This window comes from Nocardia sp. NPDC057668, assembly GCF_042799795.1.
Classification (GTDB): domain Bacteria; phylum Actinomycetota; class Actinomycetes; order Mycobacteriales; family Mycobacteriaceae; genus Nocardia.
Genome location: NZ_JBHVIC010000002.1, coordinates 168,418 through 188,591, shown reverse-complemented (window position 1 = coordinate 188,591; position 20,174 = coordinate 168,418). Strand labels below are relative to the sequence as shown.

General features: G+C 69.4%; 18 protein-coding genes. 16 read left to right on the top strand and 2 right to left on the bottom strand.

Annotated elements, in window-relative coordinates; genetic code table 11:
* Window position 1: 1 nt before the first annotated feature.
* Entirely contained in the window at window positions 2-1,048 is a 1,047-nt protein-coding gene (locus ACFVBH_RS13805; protein ID WP_379001961.1) for a DUF6545 domain-containing protein, read from the top strand.
* On the opposite strand, the gene ACFVBH_RS13800 is transcribed toward ACFVBH_RS13805, so the two are convergent.
* Window positions 1,045-1,500, bottom strand: a complete 456-nt coding sequence (locus tag ACFVBH_RS13800; protein WP_354987479.1) for an XRE family transcriptional regulator — start codon at window positions 1,498-1,500, stop codon at window positions 1,045-1,047. The genes ACFVBH_RS13805 and ACFVBH_RS13800 overlap by 4 nt on opposite strands.
* A gap of 85 nt (window positions 1,501-1,585) precedes the next feature.
* Window positions 1,586-3,094 (bottom strand): sugar transferase, encoded by a 1,509-nt coding sequence (locus ACFVBH_RS13795; protein ID WP_379001959.1) that lies wholly within the window; start codon window positions 3,092-3,094, stop codon window positions 1,586-1,588.
* Between the two features lie 427 nt (window positions 3,095-3,521).
* Between ACFVBH_RS13795 and ACFVBH_RS13790 the strand changes: the two genes are divergently transcribed.
* The 15 genes from ACFVBH_RS13790 to ACFVBH_RS13720 all read left to right on the top strand — a co-directional run bounded on the left by ACFVBH_RS13790 (window position 3,522) and on the right by ACFVBH_RS13720 (window position 20,170).
* Window positions 3,522-4,769, top strand: a complete 1,248-nt coding sequence (locus tag ACFVBH_RS13790) for a class I SAM-dependent methyltransferase (protein WP_379001957.1) — start codon at window positions 3,522-3,524, stop codon at window positions 4,767-4,769.
* Window positions 4,766-5,545 carry a glucose-1-phosphate cytidylyltransferase gene (locus tag ACFVBH_RS13785; RefSeq protein ID WP_354987476.1) on the top strand — a complete coding sequence of 260 codons (780 nt, stop codon included), beginning with the start codon at window positions 4,766-4,768 and terminating at the stop codon, window positions 5,543-5,545. Before ACFVBH_RS13790 ends, ACFVBH_RS13785 begins: the two co-directional genes overlap by 4 nt.
* Window positions 5,542-6,192: a PIG-L family deacetylase gene (locus tag ACFVBH_RS13780; RefSeq protein WP_354987475.1), complete on the top strand. Its 651-nt coding sequence runs from the start codon at window positions 5,542-5,544 to the stop codon at window positions 6,190-6,192. The genes ACFVBH_RS13785 and ACFVBH_RS13780 overlap by 4 nt, the downstream gene beginning before the upstream one ends.
* A gap of 2 nt (window positions 6,193-6,194) precedes the next feature.
* Window positions 6,195-7,217: an SDR family oxidoreductase gene (locus tag ACFVBH_RS13775; RefSeq protein WP_354987474.1), complete on the top strand. Its 1,023-nt coding sequence runs from the start codon at window positions 6,195-6,197 to the stop codon at window positions 7,215-7,217.
* Window positions 7,189-8,367: a class I SAM-dependent methyltransferase gene (locus ACFVBH_RS13770; RefSeq protein WP_379001954.1), complete on the top strand. Its 1,179-nt coding sequence runs from the start codon at window positions 7,189-7,191 to the stop codon at window positions 8,365-8,367. The genes ACFVBH_RS13775 and ACFVBH_RS13770 overlap by 29 nt, the downstream gene beginning before the upstream one ends.
* A gap of 471 nt (window positions 8,368-8,838) precedes the next feature.
* Window positions 8,839-9,675 carry a glycosyltransferase gene (locus tag ACFVBH_RS13765; protein ID WP_379001952.1) on the top strand — a complete coding sequence of 279 codons (837 nt, stop codon included), beginning with the start codon at window positions 8,839-8,841 and terminating at the stop codon, window positions 9,673-9,675.
* Between the two features lie 23 nt (window positions 9,676-9,698).
* A complete protein-coding gene (locus tag ACFVBH_RS13760) occupies window positions 9,699-10,766 on the top strand; it encodes a glycosyltransferase family 4 protein (RefSeq protein WP_379002764.1) in 1,068 nt (355 codons plus the stop codon).
* Window positions 10,763-11,932, top strand: a complete 1,170-nt coding sequence (locus tag ACFVBH_RS13755; RefSeq protein ID WP_379001950.1) for a glycosyltransferase family 4 protein — start codon at window positions 10,763-10,765, stop codon at window positions 11,930-11,932. The genes ACFVBH_RS13760 and ACFVBH_RS13755 overlap by 4 nt, the downstream gene beginning before the upstream one ends.
* Window positions 11,933-12,027: 95 nt before the next feature.
* The gene (locus ACFVBH_RS13750) at window positions 12,028-13,293 is read left to right on the top strand and encodes an oligosaccharide flippase family protein (RefSeq protein WP_379002761.1); all 1,266 of its coding nucleotides are present in this window, start codon (window positions 12,028-12,030) and stop codon (window positions 13,291-13,293) included.
* Window positions 13,290-14,294 carry a glycosyltransferase gene (locus ACFVBH_RS13745; protein WP_354987470.1) on the top strand — a complete coding sequence of 335 codons (1,005 nt, stop codon included), beginning with the start codon at window positions 13,290-13,292 and terminating at the stop codon, window positions 14,292-14,294. Before ACFVBH_RS13750 ends, ACFVBH_RS13745 begins: the two co-directional genes overlap by 4 nt.
* Before the next feature lie 21 nt (window positions 14,295-14,315).
* Window positions 14,316-15,695, top strand: a complete 1,380-nt coding sequence (locus ACFVBH_RS13740; RefSeq protein ID WP_354987469.1) for a hypothetical protein — start codon at window positions 14,316-14,318, stop codon at window positions 15,693-15,695.
* 3 nt (window positions 15,696-15,698) lie between these two features.
* The gene (locus tag ACFVBH_RS13735; protein WP_379001947.1) at window positions 15,699-16,991 is read left to right on the top strand and encodes a Wzz/FepE/Etk N-terminal domain-containing protein; all 1,293 of its coding nucleotides are present in this window, start codon (window positions 15,699-15,701) and stop codon (window positions 16,989-16,991) included.
* Window positions 16,988-18,322 carry a glycosyl hydrolase family 28-related protein gene (locus tag ACFVBH_RS13730; RefSeq protein WP_379001945.1) on the top strand — a complete coding sequence of 445 codons (1,335 nt, stop codon included), beginning with the start codon at window positions 16,988-16,990 and terminating at the stop codon, window positions 18,320-18,322. The genes ACFVBH_RS13735 and ACFVBH_RS13730 overlap by 4 nt, the downstream gene beginning before the upstream one ends.
* Window positions 18,323-18,374: 52 nt before the next feature.
* The gene (locus ACFVBH_RS13725; RefSeq protein ID WP_379001943.1) at window positions 18,375-19,616 is read left to right on the top strand and encodes a GNAT family N-acetyltransferase; all 1,242 of its coding nucleotides are present in this window, start codon (window positions 18,375-18,377) and stop codon (window positions 19,614-19,616) included.
* On the top strand, window positions 19,613-20,170 hold the full coding sequence (locus ACFVBH_RS13720; protein WP_379001941.1) for a YdcF family protein: 558 nt from the start codon (window positions 19,613-19,615) through the stop codon (window positions 20,168-20,170). The genes ACFVBH_RS13725 and ACFVBH_RS13720 overlap by 4 nt, the downstream gene beginning before the upstream one ends.
* Window positions 20,171-20,174: the final 4 nt, after the last annotated feature.

The following is a 20,174-nucleotide window of genomic DNA, read 5'->3' as shown; positions in this document are numbered from 1 at the left end:
GGTGACGCAGTTCAGCACCGCGATGGGTGTTCTCATCTTCGTCGGCCTGCTCGCGGCCATCTGGCAGCTGCCGCCGCAGGGTGCGCGGGGGCAGTGGGCGCCGGTCGTCATCCTGGGCCTGCTCTGCCTCGGCTACGTGCTGATCCTGCCCGGATCCGAAGAACTTTTCGCGATGGTGCGGGTGAACTCCGCGTATCTGCTGAGTCACCTGTGCCTGCTGGCGGCCCTGGCGCTGTCGACGCTCTACTGGCTGGACTACCTCTCGGCCGGACCGCCCGCGACGCGCAGGCGGGTGGTGACGACCCTGGTGGTGTACGGGTTCGTCGCGGTGGTTCTGGTCGTGTTGTTCGCGACCTCGGCGCAGCAACCGCACGGACTCGGCTACGGCTACGACTTCGGCGGGAGTCCCCGCATGCGGATCTACTGGGTTGTCCAGGCGGTCATGGTGATTCACGCCATGTACCCGCTGGCACGGGCCGCGATCCGCGCCTACCGGCAGGAATTCTCCTGGCGGCGTGGGCTGTTGGCGGCGCTGTCCGGCGTGACCCTGGTCTACATCGCCTACGAGTTGTGGGTGATCGTGGTGGTCGTGCTGTGGCCCGTCATGCCGCCGCCCTGGGCGCAGGGGATCACCAGCACCCTGCAGGTCGCCGGCGGCGTGCTGCTCGTCGCCGGCGCGATCGGCCCGGTGGTGTCCGGCACCTTCCGCAGCACCCGTATCGCGCTGTCCTACCTCGAACAGCTGGCGCCACTGCACGACTGGCTGCTGAAGCGCTACCCGCAGATTCGATTCCGGGACCGGGTGAGCCTGCGGGCCGAAACCAATGTCACCGAGATGCTGGTCGAGATCAGCGACGGCCTGCGGTTGCTGCAACGCGACGCACCGGCGCTCGCCGCGGCCCACTCGCTGGACCACGAGACCGTCGCCGGCGCGGTGCGCGACGAAACCAACCACGCCGCGTACGAATTGGCCGCCGCCGCCCTGTTCCGTTCGGCAGCCGGATCCATTCCGGCTGTGTCACAGCACGATTCGGCGGGAACCGGCTAGCTCGACGGCCGGGCCTCGGGCAGATCCGGGGGATCGGCGGGCAAACCCTCCTGCACCCGCAGGAACTTGAGGTAGTCGATCAACGACGCCAGCGACTGCTGGGAGAGATCGAGCGCCCGGAACGCCAGGGCCTCGATGTCCGGCGCGGTGGCGAGCCGCAGATACTCGATCTCCTGCCTGCCGCGCTGCCAGGTCTCGTCGTCGGTGAAGAACCGGATGTCGACGTCGAACGCCGCGGCCAGTCCGGCGGCGTGCTTCAGCGACGGATTCTGCTTCAGGCCCGAACGTAGTTGCGCCACATACACCGCCGAGATGGTGTGCCCCCGTTCGGCGGCCCGCCGCGCGATCTCGTCCGCGGTGTACCGCTGCCCCCGTGCGTTGGGCATCGTGCGAAACAGATACTCGAGTCGTTCGGAGAAGGCCGCCCCCTCGTCCATTGTCAGCCCACCCATTCTCCGGCTCGCTTCGCTGCGAGCGATCATGCTACAGCATATTGATACCGGCGTCCGCCGCTCGACAGCCGTGCGCGCACCGCGGTCAGTACGCCCCGTCGCCGCGCGCCACGGTCGTGATCGTTTTCCCGATGATGCTCATATCCAACAGCATCGACCAATTCTCGACGTAGAACAGGTCGAGTTCGACGGACTCCTCCGGGGCCAGGTCGGAACGGCCGCTGACCTGCCACAGACCGGTGATGCCGGGCATGACCAGCAACCGGCGGCGGGTTACGCCGTTGTAGGAGCGCACCTCCCGGCGCACCTGGGGCCGGGGGCCGACGACGCTCATGTCGCGGCGCAGCACGTTCAGGAACTGGGGCAGCTCGTCCAGGCTGTACTTGCGGATGAACTGGCCGACCGGGGTGATCCGGGGATCGTTCTTCAGCTTGAAGAACAGCGGGTTGCCGCCGTTGCTGGTGATGAGGGCCGGGGCCTGGCGGTCGGCGTCGGCGTACATGCTGCGGAACTTGATCATTCGAAACGGCTTGCCGTCCACGCCGATTCGTTCCGAGAGATAGAAGATCGGGCCTTTGCTGGTGAGTTTGACCGCCGCTGCGATCACCAGCATCAGCGGAGCTACCAGGATCAGCGCCAGGATCGCGAAACAGGTGTCGAACGCGGCTTTGTGCAGTGACATCGCGCGGTCGTATTGCGGCCCGTCGATATGGAGCATCGGCATGCCTTCGAGGAGCTGGCTCGTCATACGCGTTTTGGAGATGTCGATCACGCCGGGCGCGACGATCAATTCCACGCCGGCCAGATCGAGATCCCACGCCATTCGGCGAATATCGCTGGGGCCCAGATGATTGGTGGCCATGACCGCGACGGTGTCCGCGCCCACGCGGCGTGCGGCGCGCACCACCGATCGATCATCGCCGACGATGGGTATCGAACGCCCGTCGATCTCGATGACCGCCGAGTCCGCCGCCGGGAGCCGGTCCGGCGTGCAGACGCCGGCGACGCGATAGCGGACCGGCCGGCTGCGCGAGAACGCCGCCGCCATGGTCCGCGCGGCTTCGGTGCTGCCCACGATCAGCACCGATCGCTGGTGCGCGTGCGGCGTCTGCCGGCGCGCGGTGCGCAGCCGCCAGATCAACCTGCCCAGGATCAGGCCGGTGAGTCCCAGCGGCAGGGTGATCGCCAGATAGGTGCGGGCGTCGTCCAGACCCAATACCAGCGCGACGATCGCGAGCGGGCCGAACAGATGCAGCGCCGAGGACAGCAACTTCCGGTATTCGCCGCTGCCGGTATCGATTACCCGTGGCGAGCGGGCGCCATTCCAGTTCAGCAGTGTCAGCCACGCGAGCGCTATGCCCGCGGAGATCAGGGTGCTGGTGGCCGCCGGTTGCGATCGCCAATCGATGGACGCATCCGCTGCCCGGACCGAATCGATTACGTGCGTGAGAACGACAGCGAAACAAACCATGAAGAAGTCGATCGCCAGCAATTGCCGCGAGTAACGAGTTCGCCATTGATCGCGCTCGCCGGGACGCAGCGAATTCAGCGGCGCGGCAATAGCGTCGATGGGGGCACGGAGTTCTATACCCATGGAGATGTACCTGTCATACACAGAGGGTCTTTCGCGCTTCGATGCGCGACGGTGGTCGAGGGTGCTGGGGGGTGGTCGGTACCGGCGACCGGCGCGGTAACTGCCCGCGGCTCATGGTCAGTTGTCCATGTTGTCGGGGCTCCGCGAGCTGTGGCGGTCGGCGAGAATCCTTATCGGGCATTCTGATAGCGAATTCGAATAACTGATGTTCGGGTCGGTGTGCGGCGTGCCCCCCAAGGCTGGCGGCCCGCTTGCCGGGCCGACGGTCGAGCGTATCGCTGCGATAGTAGCCGACGGGAAGCGGAATCACGCTGGGGCTGTGTCCCACTCACGGGGAATCTGGTTGTAACGTAATCGCGGAGCAATGAGATGTGGATCGTGCAGCCGGCTGTCATCGGTCTGTTGGAATCGGTGGGGCTGGAGCTTTATGCGTTGTCGACTGTGCAATTCCGAACGAATAGCGAGCGTGCTGGATCTGGGCGCGACGCCGCCCTGTGAGAAGTTTCTCTCGGTCGGCGATCTCGACCTGCCCGAGGTGACCTATCCGCTGCATCTGCGATTGTGCGACGAGTGCCTGCTGCTGCAACTGCCCGCGCTGATAACCCCGGAAGAGACATTCACCGAATACGCCTACTTCTCCTCGTACTCGGACAGCTGGGTCCGCCACGCCGCCGAGTTCGTGACGGCGGCGGTCGAGCGCCTGGATCTGGGGCCGGAGTCGTTCGTCGTGGAGGTCGCCAGCAACGACGGCTACCTGCTGCAACACGCCGTCGCCCGCGGTCTGCGGTGCCTGGGGATCGAACCCTCGGTCAATGTCGGCGCGGCCGCGCTGGCCAAGAACGTGCCGACCGTCACCGCGTTCCTCGATGAGGACCTGGCCGCACGCGTCCGTGCCGAACACGGTCCGGCCGATCTCGTCGTGGCCAACAACGTCTTCGCCCACATCCCCGACATCCTCGGCTTCGCCCGCGCGCTGCGCGGCCTGCTGGCCGACTCGGGCACGGTGTCCATCGAGGTGCACCATGCGCTGAACCTGGTGCGGCACGGGCAGTTCGACACCATCTATCACGAGCATTTCCAGTACTACACCCTGGCTTCGGCGCAGCGCGCGCTGCGGGAGGCGGGGTTGACGGTGGTGGACGTAGAGCTGCTCGGCACCCACGGCGGATCGCTGCGGGTATGGGCCACAGCCGATTCCGCGCGGCCGGTCTCCGGCGATGTCGCGCGGGTGCTGGCGGCCGAGGCCGACGCCGGACTGCACGCGGCCGGCGGCTACGCGGACATGCGCGCGGCCGCGGAGACGGTCCGGGCGGAACTGCTCGGCTTCCTGCTCGAGCAGCGCGCTCTCGGGAAGCGGGTGGTCGGATACGGCGCCCCGGGCAAGGGCAACACCCTGCTCAACTACTGCGGAATCCGCAGCGACCTGCTCGAGTACATCGTGGACCGAAGCCCCTACAAGCACGGCAAATTCACCCCGGGAACTCGGATTCCCATCCACGCGCCGGACCGGATCGAGGCCGACCGGCCCGACGTCGTGCTGGTGCTGCCCTGGAACCTGGAAACCGAACTCACCGAGCAACTGCGGTACGTCGGAGAGTGGGGCGGCGTCCTGGTCTATCCGCTGCCGACGCTGCGCGTGGTGCACCCGAACGAGATCGAGAGCAGAGTGTCATGAAGGTTGTGCTGTTCTGCGGCGGCTACGGCATGCGCATGCGCGGCGGGTCGGGCGACCCGATCCCCAAGCCGATGCAGCTGGTCGGGCCGCGTCCGCTCATCTGGCACGTGATGCGGTACTACGCGCACTTCGGGCACCGTGACTTCATCCTGTGCCTGGGCTACGGCGCGCAACACATCAAGGACTACTTCCTGACCTATCGCGAGACGATGTCCAACGACTTCGTGCTGCGCGGCGGCGAGGTGGAGCTGCTCCAGTCCGACATCAGCGACTGGACGATCACCTTCGTGGACACCGGCGTCGAATCGGCTATCGGGGAACGACTTCGGCGCGTGCGCCCGCATCTGGAAGGTGAGGAGTACTTCCTCGCCAACTACTCCGACGTGCTGACCGACGCTCCACTGGACGAGATGATCGAGCAGTTCCGGCAGTCCGGCGCGGCGGCGGCGCTGATGGCGGTCCCGCCGCAGTCGTCCTTCCACTGCGTGGATCTGAACCCGGACGGTGCGGTCAAGGCCATCACGCCGGTGTCGCAGCTGCCCGTGTGGGAGAACGGCGGCTACTTCGTGCTGAGCCAGGAGATCTTCGATCTGCTGCCGCCGGGTGGCGATCTGGTCGAGGACGCCTGCGCCGTATTGGCCGATCAGGGCAGGTTGTTCGGGTATCAGCATCCGGGGTTCTGGAAGCCGGCCGACACCTTCAAGGAGCGCGCCGAACTCGATGCCGGGTACCGGGACGGCAATCGGCCCTGGATGGTCTGGGAGCGCTCGGCGTGATCGCGCTCGACTCCGGTCCGGTCAGCGAGATCGCCGTGCTCGGCGCGCACTGCGACGACATCGCGATCGGCATGGGCGGGACCCTGCTGACCCTGGCCCGGCGGCACGCGGGGCTGCGGGTCCGGGCGCTGGTGCTCTCGGGCCGGGACACCGAGCGGGAGACCGAGGAGCGCGCCGCGCTGCGCGCGTTCTGCCCGGACGCCGACCTCGCAGTCACCGTGCTGGACATCCCCGACGGTCGCGCCCCGGCGTGCTGGGACCGGGTCAAGAACGCGCTGAACGAGTTTCGGCGATCCACGAATCCGGATCTCGTGTTCGCGCCGCAGCGGAAGGACGCGCACCAGGACCATCGGCTGCTCGCCGAGCTGACGCCGACCGAGTTCCGCGACCATCTCGTGCTGGGGTACGAGATCCTCAAATGGGAGACCGACACCCCGCGCCCGACGGTCCTGCATCCGCTCGAGCCGGAGGTGGCCCGCATCAAGGCCCGCCTGCTGGCGCAGTGCTACCCGTCGCAGGCGGATCGGGACTGGTTCGACGACGAGGCGTTCCTCGGTCTGGCGCGACTGCGCGGAATCCAGTGCCGCGCACCATATGCCGAGGGCTTTGTGCTGGACAAGGCCACCATCACCTTCGGAGGTTCGTAGCGATGCGGGTACTGGTCACCGGTCACCAGGGTTATCTGGGCACGGTCATGGTGCCCCGGTTGATCGAGGCCGGCCACGAGGTCGTCGGTCTGGACTCGGGTCTGTTCGCGGAGTGCGTTCTCGGTGCGGCGCCGCAGGATCCGCCCGGGCTACGGGTCGATCTTCGCGACGTCCGTGCGGAGCAGCTCGCCGGATTCGACGCGGTGATCCACCTGGCGGCGCTGTCCAACGATCCACTGGGCGCGCTGGTGCCGCAGGTCACCCACGACATCAATCACCACGCGTCGGTGCGGCTGGCCGTGCTCGCCAAAGCGGCGGGCGTACGCCGGTTCCTGTACGCCTCGACCTGTTCGGTCTACGGCGCCGCGGGTGACGCGCCGGTGAGCGAGAGCGCGCCGCTGCGGCCGCTGACGCCGTACGCCGAGAGCAAGGTCCGGGTCGAGGACGACGTCGCGGCGCTGGCCGATGACGGCTTCTCCCCGGTCTTCCTGCGCAACGCGACGGCTTTCGGCTTCTCACCGCGGCTGCGAGCCGACATCGTGCTCAACAACCTGGTCGGCTACGCCGTGCTGACCGATGAGGTCCGGGTGCTGTCGGACGGCACGCCGTGGCGTCCGCTCGTGCACGCCGTCGACATCGCGGACGCCTTCGCGACCTGCCTGGTCGCCCCGATCGACGCGATTCACTGCCGGGCGTACAACATCGGCACCGAGGCGAACAACCTGACGGTGGCGCAGATCGCCGCGGCGGTGGTCGAGGTGGTGCCCGGTGCGCGACTGGTGATCACCGGCGAGCACGGCGCGGATCCGCGGTCCTATCGCGTCGACTTCTCGGCCGCGCGCGAGGGGCTGGGATTCGAAGCGCGCATCGGTGTTCCGGAGGGCGCGCAGGAGCTGTACCGGGAGTACCGGGCCCGGGAGCTGACGGCCGACGGCTTCTTCGACAGCTTCGTGCGGCTCTCCCGCTTGCGGGTGCTGCGTGAGCAAGGCCTGCTCGATGACGCGCTGCGCCGCGTCGTCGCGTGACGCCGCCGTGAGGTCGTCGCGCCCGGGGGAGGCGGCACGCTGCCGCGGTTGCGCGGGAACGGATCTCGCGCCGGTGCTCGATCTCGGCACGGTGGCGGCCGCGGACGATTTCCCGCCGGCGGGCACCCCCGTCGATCCCGCCGAAACCGCGCATCCGCTGGCGATGCTCCGCTGCGCTGAGTGCGGTCTGGCGCAGCTCGCGCGGGATGACACGGTGACGCGCGAGCCGCGTGGCGTCGAACCACGGGCGCTGCGGGATCAGGCCGCCGATGCCGTTGCGCGCGTGGCCGACTCGGGTTTGTTGCGCGGTTCGACGGCACGGGAGTTCGGCAGCCCGCACGGCGGCAGCTGGCTGCCGCTGCTGACCGGGCGCGGTTTCGAGATCACCGAGTCCCGCGCGGATCTCGTGATCGACTGCTTCGGCATCATGCACGAGCCGGACCAGCGCGCCGCCTTCGCCCGGCGCGCGGCGGCGGTGGGACCGGACGGGGTGTTGCTGCTGCAGTATCACTCGCTGCGCGCGATCGTCCGGCTCGGGCAGTGGAACGCGCTGCGCCACGGCCATTTCGGCTACTACACCCTGCCGGTCCTGAGCGGGCTGCTCGGCGCCGCCGGCATGAGCGTGGCGCACGCGTGGGAGTTCGATCTCTACGGCGGCACGGTCCTGCTCGCCGCCGTGCACGGTGCCGCCGCCCCCGGCGAGTCGGTGCGTCGCATCGCCGCGGCCGAGGCGGCGGCGACCGATCTCGACGCGGTACGCGGTCTCCAGCGCGCGGCCGACGCGCACGCGCTGGCGCTGCGCACCGGACTGGAGCGGGAACTCGCCGCCGGCCGAACGGTATTCGCGTACGGCGCGGCGTCGCGGGCGGTCGGGTTGTTCTGCCGCGCGGGCCTGCATCGCGGACTGCTCGCGGGCGTGGCCGACGCGTCGCCCGCGAAATGGGGGCGGCGAATGCCGGGCACGGATATCCCGATCATCGCGCCGGGCGAACTCGTCGCGGCCGATCCGGATCGGGTGCTGCTGACCGTTCCGGATCTCCTCGCCGAGGTTACCGAGCAGTACCCCGAATTGAATGGCAGATGGATTCTCGACGGCGCCGAACCGCACGACATTGCGAATCGGACTACGTTGCACGGACATTCGCGATGAACGCCGAATGTGACATCGATCACGAAGAGGTTTGGGAAGTTCCCCTGCGCTGGGGCGTGTCTATACCGTCGAACGGCCGGGCATTCATTCGGCGCAATGGATCGCAGCTGGATTGTCAACTGATGAGGAATATTGTGGTTGCGCGGGGTGATGCACAGCGTTTTCGTGCCGCTATGGTCCGTGCTGAATCACCGCTGGTGAGCGGTACTTTCGAGGTGAGCGGAAGGTCGGTCGCCGCTGTCGGGATCGATGCGGTCACTCGAATTGCCGAGCGCGGAAGTCGTCCCGGTTCGCTCGGATTAACCGGAGATCGTTCCTCTGTAACGGTCCGCGACTCACCCGGCGATGTAGTGACTGCTCGCGGCCGTTCGTGGGCCGTGTGAGTTCGCCTTCTTGTTCGCCACGACATAGTTCCGCTTCGCGTTCGTGCATTTCCCGGCGCGCATTCAAGTGGCCTGCCGAGGAGTAAATGTGGTCAGCCTGTCCGTGTGTGTTCCCGCCTACAATGCCGGGCGCACTCTGGAAACGACACTGCGCTCGGTGCTGGATCAGAACGTCGATTTCGAGCTGCTGGTTCTGGATAACGCGAGTTCGGACGAGACGGCCGATATCGCAGCCGCTTTCGACGACCCGCGGCTGCGCATCGTCCGCAACGACGAGACGCTGGCCATCGGCGACAACTGGAACAAGGCGATCCGGCTCTCCACCGGGCGGCTGGTCAAGGTCGTGTGCGCCGACGACGTCATCCTGCCCGGCTCGCTCGCGGCGCAGCTCGAGATCATGGCGGATCCGGGCGTGGCGCTCAGCTCGGCCAAGTTTCAGGTGATCGACTCGACCGGCGCGCTGCTCGAGAGCGGTCTCGGCCTGCCCGGCCTGCACGGCCACCGCACCGCGCGCGAGCTGGTGCGCACCATCGTCAGGTACGGCCCCGCCGAATTCGGCCCCACCGCCGCCGCGATGTTCCGGCGTGAGCACTTCGATCGGGTCGGCGGGATTCGCGGCGATCTCGTATTCCCCATGGACGTAGACCTTTTCGCGCGCGTCGGCCAGTTCGGGACCTTCTTCGGCAGTTCGGAGATCGCGGCCGCCTGGCGTGATTCGCCGTTCAACCTGTGCAGCCGCACCTCCACGATCAGCAAGCTCACCGAGACCTTCCGCTTCCATCACCGCATAGCCCGCGATCTCCCACGCCATCTCGCCCCCGCGGACGTGCTGGCCGGCGATTGGCGACTGGCGCGGGACGCGATGAACCGCCTGCGGATCCGGACCGCGATGAGCGCTGCTCGCGTGCTGCGGGAGCGCGGATGAGCGACGTGCGGACCAGGGTGCACCTGAGCGGATCCGAGTGGTTCGACGCCGCGCCGGGCGGATTGAACCGGTACTTCACCGATCTGTTCCAGGCCCTGGCGCCGCGGCCGGAAGCGACGGTGTCGGCGAGCGCCTTCGGCGATCCGCCGGCGGGCGGGCATTCGTGGGGACCGATCGGCGGGTCCACGGCCCACCGGGCGGCGACCGCGTTCGCCGCCGGCGCTCGACTGCCGCGCGGCACCGTGCTGGACCGGCATTTCGCGCTCTACGGCCGGCCCGCGATCGGCGTGCGCGGGCGGCATCCGCTGGTGATCCATTTCCACGGACCGTGGGCCGCCGAGAGCAGGCTGGCGGGTTCTGGCGAACTCGCCGCGCGCGCGAAGTTCGCCGTCGAACGGCTGCGCGGGCTCGGCGCCGATAGATTCATCGTGCTGTCCGAGCAGTTCCGGGATCTGCTCGTCGCGGACTACCGGGTACGCCCGGACCGGATCTCGGTAATTCCGCCGGGCGTCGATCTCGATCGATTCCGGCCGAGCGCGCCCGTACCGGGAGCGTCGACTCGCACGGTGCTGTGCGTGCGCAGGCTCGAACGCCGCATGGGCATCGACAGGCTGCTGCGCGCCTGGCCCGCCGTGCTCGCCGCCTGCCCCGAGGCGCGCCTGGTCATCGTCGGCACCGGGAGCGCGGAAACCGAACTCCGCGAACTGGCCGGGGATTCCGGCATCGCGGGAACCGTGACGTTCGAGGGCTGGACCACCGACGAGCGACTGACCGAGCTGTATGCCCGGGCGGAGCTGACGGTCGTCCCCTCGGTCGCACTGGAAGGCTTCGGCCTCATCGCGCTCGAATCGCTCGCCGCGGGCCGCGCGCCGATCGTGACCGACTGTGGGGGCCTGCCGGATTCGGTCCGCGGGCTCGATCCGACCCTCATCGTCCCCGCGGGCGAGGTGGAACCGCTGGCCGCGCGCATCGTGGCCGCGCTCGACGGCGCGGTGCCCGCGCCCGAGCGGTGCCGAGCGCACGCCGAGACGTTCTCCTGGGACGCGGCGGCGACGCGGCATCTCGCGCTCTACGCGGAGCTGGCGCGATGACCCGGGCGGTATTCCTCGCGCACACCGCGGCGCCCTCGGGCGCCGAACTCGCGACGCTGCGCCTGCTGTCGGCCCTGCGAGATCGCCCCGGCGCCCCGTTCGAGGTCGAACTGCTGGTGACCGAGGACGGGCCGATGGTCGAGCGCGTGCGCGCCCGCGGCATCCCGGTCACGGTGCAGCGCAACGCCTTCGACAGTCGCTCGATGACCATCGCCGACAGCGGGGCGGGCGGTCTGCTCGCCGGTGGCGTGGCACTGCTGAAACTCGGCTGGACCCTCGGGGGCGTCCTGCGCGAGCGCCGGGCCGACGTCCTGGTCGCGGAGAGCACCAAGGCGCTGCTGATGGGCGCGGTCGCCGCCCGCCGCGCCCGGATCCCGCTGGTGTGGCAGGTGCACGACCTGGTGTCGCGCGAATACTTCGGGCGGGTGCTCGCGGTGGTGGTCCGGGTGCTGGGCTGGTTGCTCGCGCGGGGCGTAATCGCCAACAGCCGAGCGACACTGGGCTCGCTGTTCACCTGGCGCCGGGCCGCCGTCGTGGCCTATCCGGGCGTCGAACCGGTCGCCGCGCCGGACGACCGCGCACCGCAACGCGCGCCACGGGACACGGTGGTCGCGGTCGTCGGGAGGCTGTGCCCTTGGAAGGGCCAGGACGTGCTGCTGCGCGCACTCGCGGCCGCCCGGCACCGGCCGCGCGCGGTATACATCGTGGGCGGAACGTTTTTCGGGGAGGAGTCCTACCGGGACGAGTTGGTGGCCCTGTCCGATGAGCTCGCGCTGCCGGTGGAATTCGTCGGCCACGTCGAGGATCCGACGGCGTACATGCGCGCGGCGGACATCCTGGTGCACTGCTCGGTGCTGGCCGAGCCGTTCGGGCAGGTCGTGGTCGAGGGCATGCAGGCGGGTTGTGCGGTGATCGCCGCGCGTGCCGGTGGGCCGCTGGAGATCATCCGGCCGGGTGTCGACGGATTTCTGGTCGACGGCGGCGACGCCGCCGCGCTCGCGCGGATCCTGGATCAGCTGATCGCCGATCCCGAGCTGCGCACCCGGCTCGCCGGTTCGGCGCGACTTCGCGCCCGGGAGTTCGGGATCGACGCGACGGCGGCCGCGGTCGCCGAGGTGTTGACCGCGGTGACCGCGGGATCGGCACGGCGGAGCGCGGTCTCGTGAACGAGCCGGCGAACCGGGGGCAGCGGGCTCGCGGATACCAGGGCCGCCATCGCAAGGCGGCCCCCGCCGTCGCGGAGGCGGGTTCCGGGCGCGAGATCTTCGGCGTCCTGCGCGATATCGGCCTGGTCAGCATCGGCAAGTACGGCCAGTACCTGGTCACGGTGGCGACGCTGCCGTTGATCGCGCGGGTGCTCGGTGCGGAGGGACTCGGCACGCTCGCGGTCGGCATGGCCGCGTACTTCATCGGATCGCTCCTGGTGGACCTGGGCATCACCTCGTACATCTCCGCCCGGGTGCAGGGCCCGCGCCCGAATGTCATGCACGTCAACGAGCTTCGGGGCACCTACCTCGTCATTCGCGGCGCGATCCTGGGCGTGCTGGCCGTGGCGCTGGCGGGGAGCCTGCTCGCCGGAGCGCCCGAACACCTGCACATGATCTTCCTGGGCCTGTTCGTCGGCGGCTTCTGGTCCATGTCCGAGGACTGGGTCCTGATCGGGCAGGGCCGATTCGGCGCGTCGGTCGTGTACCAGGGGGTGGCCCGGGTGGGCTACCTGCTGCTGTTGATCCTGGTGCTGCCGCACTTTCCGAACGCGTCGATGGCCATGCTCTGCCTGCTGGCCTCCGCGGTGGTGAGTGTCGGTCTGACCTGGTTCGACACCTGGCGTCGGTTCGGGCCGCCGGGGCGGCCCCGCAAGGTCCGCGCGCTGCTACGGATCGGCGGGCCGGTGCTGACCTCCCGGCTGCTGGTGACCAGCTACGGCCAGGGCGCGGCGGCGGCGTACGGCGTGGTGCTCAACGCGGCCTCGCTCGGGCTCTTCTCCGCGGCCGATCGGCTGGTGCGCGCGGTCCAATCGCTGTTGGACCCCATCGGTTTCGCGCTGCTGCCGCGCATGGCGCGGCGCACGCACCGCGGGTTCTGGCGCGATTCGAGCTGGACGCTGGCGGCCTGCGTGGGGCTGGCGGTCCTGGTGGCGGCCATGGCCTGGGCCGCCGCGCCCCTGCTCATTCATCTGATCTTCGGTGACGAGTTCGCCGAGGCGGTGCCCGTGCTGCGGGCCGAGGTGCTGATCCTGCCCGCGACGACCATCACCTCGTTCATCACGACCGCGGTGCTGCCCGTGCGCCAGGACTCCGCGGGCGTGCTCGTCGGCGGGTTCATCGGGACCGCGGTCGCCGCGCTCGCGCTGGGCGTGGCGGCGTGGTCGCACTCGCTGTGGGCGCTGGTCTGGGGAATCGTCCTCGCCGAATTCGCCGTCGCGTGCTGGTACATCGTGCGGATGCGCTGGCTGTTCGTGCGCGATCTGGCGAACGCCACCCAGGTCACAACCTTGCTGCCGGTGGTTCGGAAGGAAAGACGATGAGGATTCTGTTCGTAGGAGACGACTGGCTCGGCAGCAACGCGCGCTCGCTCGCCGAGGGCTTTCGGCATGCGGGGCACGAGGTTCTGGTCGTCGACTCCACCCCCGTGACGCTGCCGCCGCGGTTGTCGCCGTCCTGGCTCTACTCCAAGGTGGCCGACCGGCGCGCGCCGCAGGTGGTCGACCAGGTGCACGCTCGCATCGAGCGCGCGGCCGCCGAACTGCATCCCGACATGGTGTTCGTGTTCAAGGGGGTGCATCTCGATCAGAGCCGGCTGCTGGCGACGCCCGCTCGGTTGCACGTGCACTACAGCCCGGACGACGTGTCCAACCCGGTCAATATCACCCCGGAATACCTTGCGCTCGAGTCGCAGTGGGATCTGATCGTCACCACCAAACGGCACAACATGCCGGAGCTGCTCGCCCGTGGGGCGCGCGAGACCCTGTTCGTGCGCAGCGCCTACGATCCCGCGTGGCACCATCGGTGCGCGCGCCGCGGGTCGCGCCAGTTCCTGACCGGGTTCATCGGGGCGTGCCGCCCGGACCGGCGCGACAGCGTGGTCTCCCTGGCCCGGACGTACGGCGCGCAGATGATGGTGAGCGGACCCGGCTGGCAACAGGTTCGGCAGTTGCGCAGCACGCGGGCCAAGCTGTCGGGTCCGGTCTACGGCGAGCAGTTCTCCATCGCGGTCGCCTCCATCACCGCCAACCTGGTCTTCCTGAACTCCGACAATCGCGATACGCACACCTGCCGTACCTTCGAAGTCCCTGCGGCAGGTGGGCTTTTCGTCGGCGAGCGCACCGCCGAGCACTCCGAACTCCTCGCCGATCGCACCGAGGCGTTCCTGTTCTCCGATCGCGATGAGCTCGACGAGATCCTGGAGTGGTGCGCGGCCAACCCCGGTCCCGCGGCGCGCGTGGCCGAGGCCGGCTATCGGACCATCACCAAGGGCGGGCATCGGTACGCCGACCGGGCGCGGGAGATCATCGATGCGATCGGATAGCACCGCGGGACAGGAGATCTCGTGCTGAGCGCGAGTGTCACGATCGCGCTCATCGCGCTGGCGCTGCTCACCATCGTCGTGGCGGCCGGGCGGGTGGGCGGCGTTGCCCAGGTGCTGCTGGTGGCGCAGGCGGTGTACTGGACGATGTCGTACGTGGCCCGGCCGCTGGTGCTGCTGGTGGTCCGGCCCGAGCCCAGCTTCGGCGACAACGTGGCCGATCCGCGACTGGCGCGCATCGGCTACGACATCGGACTCGCGCTGGTGCTGCGCCCCGTGGTGTTCGGGATGTGGGTGTACGCGGGGTTCGTCGTCGCCTTCGCGATCTGGGCCCGGCGCAGGTCGCGGCCCGAGCGCACGGTGGTGATCACCCGGGATCCGAACTTCCTGCCGACGCTGTGCGTGCTGTATCTGCTCGGCACCCTGGCCCGGCTGGCGAGCGTCGCCACCGGCGCGGCCGGTAGAGCGGGCGAGGTCGAGAGCGCCAGTCCCGTATTGAGTTTGCTCACGACCATGGCGACCGTCGGCGCGCTGGGCCTGATCGTGTTCATGCGATCGGAGAGCAACCGGACCACCCTGCTGGTGGTCGGGGTGCTGCTGCTCGGGGAGCTGTGGTGGACCACCGCGATCCAGTCCAAGACCCCGGTGCTCGGGGCGGCGCTCGCGATCGCGGTGCGGTTCGGGCTGGAAGGGTGGACGCGGACGAAACTGGTCTCGATCGCGGCGGTGTCGGTCGCGGGTATCGGCGCGTTCGGCTGGCTGCAGTCGCTCAAGGCCACCGACTACTCGAAAGCGGAAGCGGCGCTGACCGATTCGGGCTACCCGCCGGCCGTGCAGCCCTTCCTCAGCCTGCTGCGCCGTTTCGATCTGCTCGAGGCCGCCACGGACGTCTACTACACCGGTCCGAACTCGTGGCTCAGCTTCGATCAGGTTGTGAACCATGTGCTCGTGAGCATGGTCCCCACCCAATTGCTCGGCGCGGAGAAGGCGCAGTCCGGAACCGAGTGGGCCAACCACGTGCGCGGCACCTCGGTCGATATGAGCCAGGTGTCGGTGTCGCTGGCCGAGGGCAACGTCAACGAGGGCTACGTGCTCGGCGGCTACGCCGGCATCGTGATCGGGATGCTGTGCACATTCCTGCTGCTGCTCGCCTGGGAGCGAACGCTGTACTCGCGCTTGCTGATTCCGGTGATCTTCGGGACCGCGCTGATCGAGTTTCCGGTCATCTTCGAACGCGGCGTGCTCGGCACCGCCGAGACGCTGGGCAAGTTTCTGCAGGCAGCGGTGCTCATCTGGGTGGTGTACCTCCTGGTGGGAGAGCTGCGACGAAAACCAGGGTCGATCGGCGCGCCGGCGCCGCCGCGCCCGATCGAATCCGCTGCCGCGGACAAGCGAAGGAATTGAGTTATGGGACTAGTGGATTACGTGCGGGTCGTCCGGCGGCGCTGGGGCGTGGTCGTCGTCGCGCTGCTGCTCGGGTTGCTGGGGTCGATCGGGTACCTCCAGACCGCGCCGGTCACCTACACCGCGTCGAGCAGCGTCTACGTGTCGATGGCGACCGGTACCTCGGTCAACGACTCGTACCAGGGCGGATTGGCCGCCCAGCAGCGGGTTCGGTCGTACCTCGAGCTCGCCACCAGCACCAAGGTGCTCGATCGCGTGATCGGTCAGCTCGGGCTGCGGGGATCGGCGGAGGAACTGCGGCAACGGGTCACGGTGGCCTCGCCGCCCGCCACCGCGATGCTGCGCGTCACCGTCACCGCGCCGTCCGCCGCCGGGGCGCGCAATCTGGCCGATGAGGTCGTCGCGCAATTCCGCGCCCTGGTGGACGAATTGGAGACCATCGAGTCGACCGCCGCTCCGGCCGCGCGGGTCGCGGTGGTGGACCGCGCGGAGCTGCCCGGCGCGCCCAGTTCACCGCAGTCCTCGCGGATCGTGATGATCGGCATCCTGGCCGGATTGTTGCTCGGCGGCGGCGGAGCGCTGCTGCTCGAACGGCTCGACCGCCGCGTGCGCTCGCAGCCGGAACTGGCGGAGCTGGTGCCGGTGCTGGGCACGGTCGCGCTCGACGGCCCCGGAACCGAGGCCGACCTGCGCCAGGTGCGAGCTCGCCTGGTCAAGGACGTGGCGGGCAGCCGCGTGAAAACCGCCATGCTGACCAGCTTTTCGAAGAACTCCGAGCCGGCCCTCGCGGTGGGGCTGGCGCGTTCGCTGGCCGACGCCGGGCGGCACGTGCTGCTGATCGACGCCGACACCACCCGCAAAGGCAGCACCGGCCTGATGCCGGAGAACAACGGTGCGGGGCTGGTCGACATGCTGCGCGGCGGCCGGTCGGCCGCCGAGGGCGTGCTGTCCTGGTCCGACCGCGGCATCTGGGTGATCCCGCTGGGGGCCGCCGATCACGGCATGTCGGATCTGCTGGCCTCGGAGCAGTTCGACAAGTTGCTCGCCGAACTCGAGAACATGTTCGACGACGTGCTCATCGATGTCGCGCCGGTGCTCGCCGCCGCGGACGCGCTCACCGTGGGCCCGCGCTGCGGGCGGACCATCGGGATCGCCGAACTCGGCCACACCACCTCGGGCGAGGTCAACGGCGCGGTGGCCGCGCTGGCAACGGTGGGCGCGAGCCGGCCGCAGACGATCGCCATCGCCGCGCGCGGCGGGTGGGCGGAGCGGCTGACCGGAGGGCTGCGCAGGTGACGGGCGAGGGAATGCAGCGGCGTCGCATGCTGGCCGGAGCCCTCGGCGCGGCGGTCACCCTGCCGGTCGCCGCGTGCGCCGCGGCCGGGCCCGGCGCCGCCGCGCCGGGCGGCACGGTCCGCAATGTCCGGGATTTCGGCGCGATCGGCGACGGCACCGCGGATGACACCGCCGCGATCGCCGCGGCCTGCCGGATCGGTGACGAGCCGCTGGTGCTGTACCTGCCCTCGGGCACGTACCGGGTCACCCGGTGGCCCGAACTCTCGGACTTCGCCACGATCTACGGCGACGGCGGCGACGCCACCACCATTCTCTGCGAGACCGACACCACGCTGATCTCGCTTCGGCATCGCCAGCGGGTGCGCTTCGCCCGGCTCGGCATCTATCTCACCGGGCCGTCGGCCACCGCGGTGTCGCTGTTCCAGTGCTTCCGCTGCTCCTTCGACTCGGTCGTGATTCGCGGAAATCATCTGAGCGACAACTTCCCCCGCTACGCCGCGCAACGCGGGGTGGTGCTGGAGGGCAACACCGGCGGCACCGCCTTCCTGAACTGCGACATCAACAACTTCGGGTTCGGGCTGGTGACCTCCTGCATCCAGAACTACGTGACCTCGTCCAAGTTCACCAACAACCGCATCGGCGTGCTCGGCACCGGCAACGACCACAACGCTGGGCTGGCGCTGACCAACGTCGAGTTCGTCTCGGACAACGACCCGCGCACGACCGACAAGCACCTCTGGGTGGACGGCGCATCGAACGATTGGTGGCTGACCAATGTGTGGTTCGAGGGTTCGGACATCGCGCTGTCGATCGGTCAGGCGGGCGGGGCGGGCGGGCCGTCCCAGTTCGGCATGGTCAACTGCAAGGTGGCCGCGCGCAGCGTCTGCCTCGACCTGATCCATTGCCGCCAGCCCTATCTGGCGAACGTGCGGTTCGATCCGGACCCGCATTCGACCCCCATCGAATTGCGGATCGATGCGGCGGGCTGCCCGGAGGGCACGGCGATCAATCTGATCTCCAGCGCGGCCGCCGACATCGCCGCCGGGGTCTTCCCGCCGGGCTGGCAGGTGATCGGCCGGGGCAGTGCGAACGTGCCCGCGGTACAGGGAACGTTGATCGCGCAGGCGACCGGGGACGCCGATGTCTTCCGCGCGCAGGCGCCCGACGGCGCACCGATGTCCGCCATATTGTCCAGCGGGGCTTGGTTTTCCGATCGCGCCGACGGCGGGGTGGTGCTCAAGGATCCGGAGGGCGGCTACTGGCGGCTGGTGGTGTCGCCCTCGGGCGCGCTCACCACGGCCCCGCTCGGCAAGCAGCGGCCGACGCGGTGACGCCTCGATGATCAGCAGCCGAAAAGCGTTGTCGCGAACCCGGATCGGGCCGGTGAGCCTGCCGGGTGGAACGATCGTGCTGCGGCCGCCGCGCTCGGCGGACTTCGCGCGCTGGCGGCAGATCCGGCTCCTGGATCAACGGCTGATCGAACCCTACTGGGGCACTTCGCCGCTCGGCTGGCGCGCCCGGCACAGCGAGCGGGTCTGGGTGCGTGAGTTCCTCGACGCCGTGGTGTACACCCGGCTCGGGCGGCGGCTGGCACTGGTGATCGAGGTCGACGGCTGTTTCGCCGGCCAGATCGAGCTGACAGCGATCGACAGGCGCACGCGCAGCGCGGAAATGGGCTTCTGGCTGGACTCGGTCCGGGCGCGCCGCGGGGTCTCCACGGTGGCGGCGGGCATGCTGATCGACTTCGCGCTCGAGCAGCTGGGCCTGGAGCGGATCGTCGCGCCGATCTCCACGGACAACGCGCCGGTGCTGCGCGGGGCCGCCGTGTGCGGCATGGTCCGGGAGGCGACCATGGCGCGCTACTTCGATGTCGGCGGCGAGCGCCGCGACCACGAACTCTGGGTGGCGACGGTGGCGGCCGCGCCGCCGGGCGGGTACGCGGCGCGGACCGTCGAGAAGTACGCCGGCATGGACGCGGACCCGGTCGAGCGGCTCGTCGCCCTGGAACCCGAGCGCGCGCCGGGCCCCGCGACGCTGGCGGCCGGGGTCGTGCGTTTCGCCCTGGGGTGGTTGCGGCGCAGACTGCGGCGGTTGCGCAGGGGCACACACGAACTGATCACCTCCGGCGTGCGGCCGGACGTGGTGCTGCGCAGTCGCACGCTGGCCGATGTCTGTAGACCGGCTGTGCCCAAAGAGCATTCGATGATTCACGAGCTGACCACGCAGCTGCGCGGCTGGTCGGGGCTGACCTCCGATCCGGGTCTGATCCTGGTGATCGAACGCGCGGGCGTTCCGGTCGGGCAGGCCCGGCTGTACGGCCTCGATCGCTTCAATCGCAGTGCGCGCGTGCATCTTCACCTCGCGGTGCCGGACCCGGACGGTGATATCGGCGCGACCGCCCTGCGAGCTCTGATCGACACCGCGTTCGAGCGGTTCGGCGTCCTGCGGCTTTCTATGACCGCGCCGGCGGGCGCCCCCGCGACGGCCGCGGCCGCGGTACGGGCCGGGATGGCGTCGGAGGGCATACTGCGCGAGATCGTCGGGCCCGGCGGGCGTCGTGGCGATCACGAGCTGTGGGCGGTCACCGTCGAGGCCGGCGCTCGGCAGCGTTCGGTGCCGGCATGACCGAATCCGGCAGGCGGCGACGGCGGTGGGCGGTCCGGCTCGCGGCCGCCGTGACGGTGTGCGGCGCGGTCGCGGTGGCCGGACTTCCGGTGTACGTGCATCCGCAACTGGATCCGCTGCGGCCCGCCGACGCGATCGTGGTGCTGGGTGGCACGCCGTACGAGCGCTTCGACCTCGGCCTCGAGCTGGCCCGGCGCGGATACGCGCCGCAACTGCTGATCTCGCGCTCGACCGGCGCCGACGACCCGGAGATGGCCAAATACTGCGACGGCCACTTCGCTTTCCAGGTCAGCTGTTTCGAGCCCGATCCCTGGACGACGCAGGGCGAGGCGCAGGAGGTCGGCAGGCGCGCCGCGCGGTTCGGCTGGCGGCACATCATCGTCGTGACCTTCACCCCGCACATCTCGCGGGCCCGGTACATCCTCGGCAAGTGCTTCGATGGCGAGCTGACCATGGTCGCCAGCCCCACGCCCACCGGTCCGCGGTTCTGGTCCTGGATGTACCTGCGCCAGAGTGCGGGCTATCTCAAAGCTTTCGCCGAGCCCCGATGCTGAATCC

Excerpts from the sequence above, each read along its gene's own strand:
- ACFVBH_RS13800 (WP_354987479.1), bottom strand. The coding sequence starts at position 1,500 with ATGGGTGGGCTGACAATGGACGAGGGGGCGGCCTTCTCCGAACGACTC.
- ACFVBH_RS13795 (WP_379001959.1), bottom strand. The coding sequence starts at position 3,094 with ATGGGTATAGAACTCCGTGCCCCCATCGACGCTATTGCCGCGCCGCTG.
- ACFVBH_RS13790 (WP_379001957.1), top strand. The coding sequence starts at position 3,522 with ATGCGTTGTCGACTGTGCAATTCCGAACGAATAGCGAGCGTGCTGGAT.
- ACFVBH_RS13785 (WP_354987476.1), top strand. The coding sequence starts at position 4,766 with ATGAAGGTTGTGCTGTTCTGCGGCGGCTACGGCATGCGCATGCGCGGC.
- ACFVBH_RS13775 (WP_354987474.1), top strand. The coding sequence starts at position 6,195 with ATGCGGGTACTGGTCACCGGTCACCAGGGTTATCTGGGCACGGTCATG.
- ACFVBH_RS13770 (WP_379001954.1), top strand. The coding sequence starts at position 7,189 with ATGACGCGCTGCGCCGCGTCGTCGCGTGACGCCGCCGTGAGGTCGTCG.
- ACFVBH_RS13755 (WP_379001950.1), top strand. The coding sequence starts at position 10,763 with ATGACCCGGGCGGTATTCCTCGCGCACACCGCGGCGCCCTCGGGCGCC.
- ACFVBH_RS13745 (WP_354987470.1), top strand. The coding sequence starts at position 13,290 with ATGAGGATTCTGTTCGTAGGAGACGACTGGCTCGGCAGCAACGCGCGC.
- ACFVBH_RS13735 (WP_379001947.1), top strand. The coding sequence starts at position 15,699 with ATGGGACTAGTGGATTACGTGCGGGTCGTCCGGCGGCGCTGGGGCGTG.
- ACFVBH_RS13720 (WP_379001941.1), top strand. The coding sequence starts at position 19,613 with ATGACCGAATCCGGCAGGCGGCGACGGCGGTGGGCGGTCCGGCTCGCG.